Genomic DNA, 7,594 nt, shown 5'->3' on the forward strand with positions numbered 1-7,594 from the left:
AGTGCCTGCTCCAGCGGCGGCATGAACAGCCGGGCAATGCCCGGCCAGGACGAGAGAGTATGGACATGGACTACGATATCGCCGAACTGGACAGCGACGCGGCAACACCGATCGGCGGCCTGCCAGGCATCGATGCGCTGGCACGGATCGCTCGCGGCCCGACAAGGAACGGCCAGGTCCTGACGGGCGCCGACTTTGCCCGGCAGCCGGGTGAGCGGCTCGATACGGTGTTCGAGAAGCTCGCCGTAACGTTTGCCGCACTGCCGGCGGTGATCTCCGAAGGGCGCGTGTGGACCTATCAGGAGCTGAACAGCCGCGCCAACCAGTTCGCCCGCATGCTGATCAAGCACGGCGTGCGGCCGGGCCACCGGGTCGGGCTCATTCTCGACCGATCGGCGGAAACCTATGTCGCGTTGCTGGCGGTGATGAAGGCGGGGGCTGCCTTCGTGCCGCTGGCTACCGCGTTTCCGCAGGAGCGGATGGCGCTGATCATCGAAGACGCCGCCGTCAGCATGATCGTCACCATCGCCGCCTATGCGTCGCGCGCCGGTCAACTGCCCGTTCCCCATGTGCTGATCGACAGCGCCGCCGCCGAAATTTCCGCACAGTCGCCCGCGCCGCTGAAGCCGCAGGCGACCGACGACATCTGCTACATCCTCTATACCTCGGGTACCACCGGCAAGCCCAAGGGTGTGGTCATCACGCACCAGAGCTTCGTCAATTTTATACACGTCGCCGCCGCCTCCTACGGCTACCGGCCGGGCGACCGGGTGTATCAGGGCATGACCATTGCCTTCGACTTTTCCTCCGAAGAGATCTGGGTGCCGTTCGTCGCCGGCGCGACGGTGGTGCCGGCACCTGGCCAGATGCCGCTGGTGGGCGAGGAACTGGCGGATTTCCTGCGCCTCCATGACATCACCTGCATGGCCTGCAGCCCGACATTGTTGTCATCGATGACATCGGACGTTCCCAGCCTGCGCACGCTTCTGGTGGGCGGCGAGGCCTGCCCGCACAATCTGGTGGTGCGCTGGTCGAAGCCGGGCCGGCAGATCCTCAACACCTACGGGCCGACCGAGGCGACCGTCACCGCAACGATGGGGGCGCTGACGCCGGACCGTCCCGTCACGATCGGGGCGCCGTTGCCGACTTACTCGATCGTCATTCTCGACGCTTCGCTGCCGCAACTTGCCGAGCCCGGTGAACTGGGCGAGATCGGCATTGCCGGCATCGGGCTCGCCGTCGGTTATCTGAACCGGCCGGACCTGACCGACCAGAAATTCATCGCCGATTTCGTCGGCCTGCCGAACAACCCCTCGCAGCGCATCTACCGCACCGGCGATCTTGGCCGGATCAACGATAGCGGCGAGATCGAGTATGCCGGGCGCATCGACACGCAGGTGAAGATTCGCGGATATCGCATCGAGCTCGGCGAGATCGAGGCGGTGCTGCTCGACCAGCCCGAGATCGCGCAGGCCGCCGTCACCACCTGGGAGATCGAGCCCGGCCGCGTCGAACTGGTTGCCTATTACGCGCTTAAAACCGGCGTAGCGGCGATTTCCCGAGGGGATCTCGCCCAGACGATGAAGCGGCGGCTGCCGGACTATATGGTGCCCGCCTATCTGGAGGAGCTGCCCGCCATCCCGATGACGGTCTCCAACAAGGTGGATTTGCGCCAGCTGCCGAGGCCGACGAGTGTTCGGCTTTCGGCAGATCGCGCCATAGTGCCGCCCGCCAATGAGGACGAGCGTTTCCTGGCGGAAGCGCTGGCCACGGTGCTGAAATTCGACGCGGTGTCGGTCGAGGATCACTTCTTCGACGATCTCGGCGCCAACTCCTTGCTGATGGCGCATTTCTGCGCGCGCGTGCGCACCAGGAAGGAATGGGCGACGACGTCGATGCGCGACATCTATCTCTATCCCACAGTGGCGCGCCTGGCGCTGCATCTGGGGGTAGCGGAGGAGATGACGACGGCAACCAACGAGCCGGTCCTCACCCGCCGGGCCTCGAATTTCGCCTACTGGACCTGCGGCGCGGCGCAGCTTTCGTTCTACGGCCTCTACAGCTACGTGGCGCTCTGGGCGATCAATGACGGCCTCAACTGGATGTATGACGCGCTCGACGATCCGCTGCAGCTCTATATCCGGTGCGTGGCGCTTTCGGCGGCCGTGTTCTTCGGCATGTCGGGCTTTGCCGTCCTTGCTAAATGGGTGCTCATCGGCCGCTGGAAGGCCGAGGCGTTTCCGATCTGGGGCGTGCGCTACTTCCGCTTCTGGGTGGTCAAGACATTGATCCGCACCGCGCCCGTCGTGCTGTTCCGCGGCAGCCCGCTCTACAGCCTCTATCTGCAGCTGCTCGGCACCAAGCTCGGGAAAAACGCCGTCATCGAATCGAAATCCGTGCCCGTCTGCACGGATCTTATTTCCATCGGCGCCAACACCATCCTGCGCAAGGAATCGATGATCCTCGGCTTCAGGGCCCAGTCCGGTTATATCCACACCGGGCCGCTGACCATCGGCCGCGATGCCTTCGTCGGCGTCGGCTCCACGCTCGATATCGACACCAGCATCGGCAACGGCGCCCAGCTCGGCCATTCGTCCTCGCTGCATCGCGGGCAAAGCATCCCGGACGGCGAGCACTGGCATGGATCGCCGGCGGTGCCGACCACGGCGGACTATTGCAAGGTGCGCAATGTCAATCCTTACCAGGTCCGGCGCTTCCTCTATGAAGCGCTGCAGCTGGTCGGCCTGTTTGGCCTTGTCACCCCGCTGCCGCTCCTGTTCCACAGCTACTGGGAATATGTCGGCGACGACTATCAGGAGACGATCGGCCTTGTCGCAATCGGCACCACGGTCACGCTTTTCGGCTATATCGCGGCGGCTTTCCTGGCAGCGACGCTGGTGCCGCGCCTGACCAGCCTCATCTTGAAGCCGGGCCGCACCTACACGCTTTACGGTTTCCGCTACTGGCTGCAGACCGTCGCCGAATTCGCCAGCAATTCCCGCGTGCTCGGGCTCCTGGCCGGCGACAGCTCGGCCATCGTGCACTACATGCGCGCCATCGGCTGGAACCTCAACAGAGTGGTGCAGACCGGCTCCAATTTCGGCTCCAACCAGCAGCACGAAAATCCGCTTCTGTGCGAGATCGGCACCGAGACCATGGTCTCGGACGGGCTGTTCATGATCAACATGCACAAATCCGCCTCGGCCTTCAGGCTCGAGCCGACGCGCATCGGCGAACGCAACTATCTCGGCAACAACATCTATTATCCCCCGGACGGCCGCACCGGCGACAACGTGCTGCTCGGCACCAAGGTGATGATCCCCATCGACGGGCCGGTGCGCCACAATGTCGGCCTTCTCGGTTCGCCCGCGTTTGAAATCCCGCGCATGGTGAACCGCGACAAGGAGCTTATCGCCGGCGTCGACGAGGCCGACCGGCGCCGGCGCATCCCGCACAAGAACCGCCACAACCTGGTGACCATTCTTCTGTTCCTGGCAACGCAATGGGTCATGCTGTTCGCCACGCTGGCGATCTGGGACCGGGCGCTGAACTACTATACGGAATGGGCGGAGGTCGCCCTGTTCGCCGCTGTGCTTTTGACCTCGGCGATCACCATTCCGTTCTACATTCTGGTCGAGCGGGCAAGCCTTGGCTTTGGCCGGCTGAAGCCGCAGATGACGACGATCTACGACGTCGCCTTCTGGCGCCACGAACGCCACTGGAAGCTGGCGGATTCGCCGATCGTGCGCCTGTTTGCCGGCACGCCGTTCCGGCCGATGATCCTGCGCCTGCTCGGCGTCAAGGTCGGCAGCCGGGTCTATGACGGCGGCAGCAATTTGACCGAGCGTTCGCTGGTCGAGATCGGCGACGACGTCACGCTCAACGAGGGCTGCGTGATCCAGGCCCATTCGCTGGAAGAAGGCGCGTTCAAGTCCGATTTCATCCGCATCTGCGATGGCTGCACGCTCGGGCCTTCCGCCTTTGTCCACTACGGCGTGGTGATGGGCAAAGGCTCGATGGTCGATGCGGACTCCTTCGTGATGAAGGGCGAAGAGCTGGAGCCCAACTCGATCTGGCGGGGCAACCCGGCCAAGCTGCATCGCTTCGTCACGCCGGTGCCGGAGGATAGCGTCAAGGCAACGGCTTGATGAGCGCAGACATCCGCCTCGTTTCGGTGACCGGGGCCAACCGGGCCCTGGTCGCGGCTCTGGAACTGGCTGCGGATCAGATGGATTTCGTCGCCAGCAATGCGGAGTCGCTGGACGAAGCCGAAAGCGACGGGGACGCTCGGCCGCGCGTCGTCATGGCAGGGGATCGCGTCGTCGGTTTCCTGATGTACGAGGCGCCGCAGGACGACGACGAGGCGCGGATCTACCGCTTCATGATCGATCGCGTCCATCAGGGCCAAGGCTACGGCAAGGCCGCTTTGCGCGAAGTGCTGGATGAAATCATGCGGCTCGGCCACATCAGCCACGTTTCGATCTGCTACGAACCTGGGAATGAAGCGGCACGCCGCCTCTATCGCGCTGCCGGTTTCGTCGAAGAAGGGCCCGACGAGGACGGGGAAATGATCGCCGACCTCGCTCTGCGGGGCGAACAGCCATGACGCGCCGGCTCAATGCCGGTGCCAGCCTGTCGGCGCAGTTGCTGGCGGCGATGGCCGCCATGGCACCGGCCGGCGTTCGGATCGGATGCCGCACGATCCGCGAAGGCGATGAGAACCATTTGCTGCCGCAGGAAGCACGCTCCATCCCGTCACGCCTGCCGCTGATGCGGCGGGCGAGTGGCGCGGCGCGGTGGATCGCGCACGAGCTGCTGGCGGATATGGGCTTGAACGACGTCGCTATCCTCCGCGGCTCCTCCGGCGCACCGGTATGGCCTCATGGAGTAACGGGGTCGCTGGCTCACGACGACGAGATAGCCGTGGCGGCCGTCGCGCCGCTCTCCCACGTCGCCTCGCTCGGCATCGATATCGAGCCCGCTTTGCCCCTGCCCGACGACATCTTCGCGCTGGTTGCAGTCCCCGCTGACCGGATCGACGCAACCGACTTGTGTCTTGCCGGTCGCATCCTTTTTGCCGCCAAGGAAGCTGTCTACAAGGCCGCCTACCCGCTTGATGGCGAAGTGCTGGGCTATGAGGACATCACCGTCGATCTCGACGCAAGCGACGCTGTGACGAAGACGGGCCGCAGAGCGAAACTGGTTTACTGCGTTGCTCCGTGTGTGGTCGTTCTGGCGTTTGTCGATGGTGTCCGAAGCGCCCCCCTTTAAGCGCGATGGGCCAGCGCCCGACAGCAACGCCTGCTCAACAAAGCGCTTTTTTTTCGCAGAGCGGTCGCAAAAGGCTCACACGGTTCGTCCTTTGACAGAAGAAGGAGAGCGCCATGAGAAACCTTATTATCACCGAGTTCATCAGCATCGATGGCATCGCCGAGGTCGAGAAGCTGCCCAGCGTGACCTGGAACGATGAGATGCAAAGGTTCAAGGAGGACGAGCTTGCCGACAGCGGGGCCATGCTTCTGGGGCGCACGACCTACGAGATTTTTGCCGGCTCTTGGCCCAAGGAAACCGGAGATTTCGCCGACCGGTTCAATGCGCTGCCGAAATATGTCGCGTCGACAAGCCCGAAGGCACTCGACTGGAAACCGGCCGAGTTGCTGAAGGGTGTGTTGCCGGAAGCGGTTCGGGCGCTGAAGCAAGGCAGCGGCGGCAACATCTATGTGCATGGCAGCCTGAGCGTCGCGCGGGAATTGCTGCGCCATGGTCTGGTCGATCGCGTCAGGCTGCTGAGCTACCCTGGCTCCGTCGGGGAGGGCAAGAAGCTGTTCCCGCCCGATATGCCGGTGGCGTTGGAGCCGATCTCGACCGTACAGTTCAGCAATGGCGTGGTGGCGCTGGAATATGCGGCTGGGAGGGTGTGAGACGCTGGTGGGGTAATCTCCCCTTTAGGGGAGATGTCGCCGAAGGCGACAGAGGCGGTCGGTCCGTCCTGACGCAACCTCCTATCGACAGTAGGAGGTCTAGCTTCACGCGAGACGACCCCCTCTGGCCTGCCGGCCATCTCCCCCTCGAGGGCATAGGCGCTAAGATAGCTTTGGCATGGACTGAAATTTGCGCTTTCGTGGTGGTTCGCGCCAGCGATATCGCAAGGCATGGAGATTTTGGCGCAGGGCCGCCAAGGAAGGTTGAGTAAAGATGGTCGCGATCAGAGAGGCGACGATCTGGCGGGTGGCGCGCCACAGTAGCGGGCGCCCGTCGCTCAAGGGGGAGAGACACCCAACTCCTGCGAGAGGGGTTCGGTCACAAGCGCGATGAGGAAGTGTGCAAGGATCCAAGACCTTGCGATCCTTGGGTCTTTGGCGGGAGGAGAGCGCAGCCCGATCAGGCTCTTCAGGCGCTTGAAGGCGAGTTCGATGCGCCAGCGCATGCGGTAGAGCTTGAGGACCGTATCGGCGGGAAANGCTCTTCAGGCGCTTGAAGGCGAGTTCGATGCGCCAGCGCATGCGGTAGAGCTTGAGGACCGTATCGGCGGGAAACTCCTCCCGGTCAAGCGAGGTCACAAGCAGGACGAAGCCGGCCGCAATCAGCGTCTGCGGTTGAACCTTGTTGCCCTTGGCCCTGGCTTCCTTGTTGATTTTGCGCCGCGCTTCTTGTGCCGCGGCCTCGGATTTGCGCAAGGCGATCAGGCGCATCTTCACAGGCTCGCCCTTCTTGAGTGCCAGCCGGGCAGGCGTTTCGCAGACTTCCTCCCGGCAGCTCTCCAGGTAGCCGATGAGATCGAACGCCCTGCNATCTTCACAGGCTCGCCCTTCTTGAGTGCCAGCCGGGCAGGCGTTTCGCAGACTTCCTCCCGGCAGCTCTCCAGGTAGCCGATGAGATCGAACGCCCTGCCGTTGGCGTCGAGCCATCGCGCGTTTTTCCACGACGCGCGCACAACAACATCGCCGCCTTGCGCCATCACCTTTGCGATCCGCTCGGCCTGCAGATAGGCGCGGTCACCGATGCGGATCTCGCCCGGCACCACCGGCACGCGGTCGATCAGCTCGGCCTCGCTCTGGTCGGTGATCTCGATGAAGTCGAACTGCTCGCGCTCAAGCTCGAAGGCGCAGTGCATGCGCCAAAGACCATTGTTCTTCTTCTCATACGCACCGGCCTTGGCAACCGCTGTCGCATCGAGGATGCGAACCAGTCGGCCTTTGGCCAAACCTGCATCCTCGCGCTTCAAAAGGTGCCCAATCAACTGCTGCAGCCATGNAAAGGCGCAGTGCATGCGCCAAAGACCATTGTTCTTCTTCTCATACGCACCGGCCTTGGCAACCGCTGTCGCATCGAGGATGCGGATCAGCCGGCCTTTGGCCAAACCTGCATCCTCGCGCTTCAAAAGGTGCCCAATCAACTGCTGCAGCCATGGTCCTGCATTGCGCAGCCGGCCAAGCAACGCCACGTCCGAAATGTCGGCAATCCCGCTCGCCGCCGCCCAGGCCACGACGCCCCGCATGCCAACCTTGCCAAGGCAGTAAGCCAGTGTCAGGCGCAACAGGTCGCTCGCCGACCTGACGCCGCGCGGGCGCAGGAACGCCTTCGTCTCGCGGGC

General features: G+C 63.6%; 4 protein-coding genes and 1 pseudogene. 4 read left to right on the forward strand and 1 reads right to left on the reverse strand.

Translation table 11 applies throughout. From position 1 onward, the window contains the following. Window positions 1-59: 59 nt before the first annotated feature. The 4 genes from X730_RS153695 to X730_RS153685 all read left to right on the forward strand — a co-directional run bounded on the left by X730_RS153695 (window position 60) and on the right by X730_RS153685 (window position 5,921). A complete protein-coding gene (locus tag X730_RS153695) occupies window positions 60-4,148 on the forward strand; it encodes a Pls/PosA family non-ribosomal peptide synthetase (protein WP_023826139.1) in 4,089 nt (1,362 codons plus the stop codon). After that, the gene (locus X730_RS153690) at window positions 4,148-4,606 is read left to right on the forward strand and encodes a GNAT family N-acetyltransferase (RefSeq protein ID WP_023697683.1); all 459 of its coding nucleotides are present in this window, start codon (window positions 4,148-4,150) and stop codon (window positions 4,604-4,606) included. The genes X730_RS153695 and X730_RS153690 overlap by 1 nt, the downstream gene beginning before the upstream one ends. Continuing rightward, window positions 4,603-5,271, forward strand: coding sequence for a 4'-phosphopantetheinyl transferase superfamily protein (locus X730_RS0133590; RefSeq protein ID WP_050588100.1), 669 nt, complete (start codon window positions 4,603-4,605; stop codon window positions 5,269-5,271). The genes X730_RS153690 and X730_RS0133590 overlap by 4 nt, the downstream gene beginning before the upstream one ends. Before the next feature lie 113 nt (window positions 5,272-5,384). After that, window positions 5,385-5,921 (forward strand): dihydrofolate reductase family protein, encoded by a 537-nt coding sequence (locus X730_RS153685; protein WP_023697685.1) that lies wholly within the window; start codon window positions 5,385-5,387, stop codon window positions 5,919-5,921. A 540-nt stretch (window positions 5,922-6,461) separates the two neighbouring features. On the opposite strand, the pseudogene X730_RS1000000168605 reads toward X730_RS153685, so the two are convergent. Further along, window positions 6,462-6,692: pseudogene (locus X730_RS1000000168605) on the reverse strand (transposase); the annotation flags it as partial. Window positions 6,693-7,594 lie beyond the last annotated feature (902 nt).

The organism is Mesorhizobium sp. L103C131B0 (genome assembly GCF_000502275.1).
In the GTDB taxonomy this organism is placed as follows: Bacteria; Pseudomonadota; Alphaproteobacteria; order Rhizobiales; family Rhizobiaceae; genus Mesorhizobium.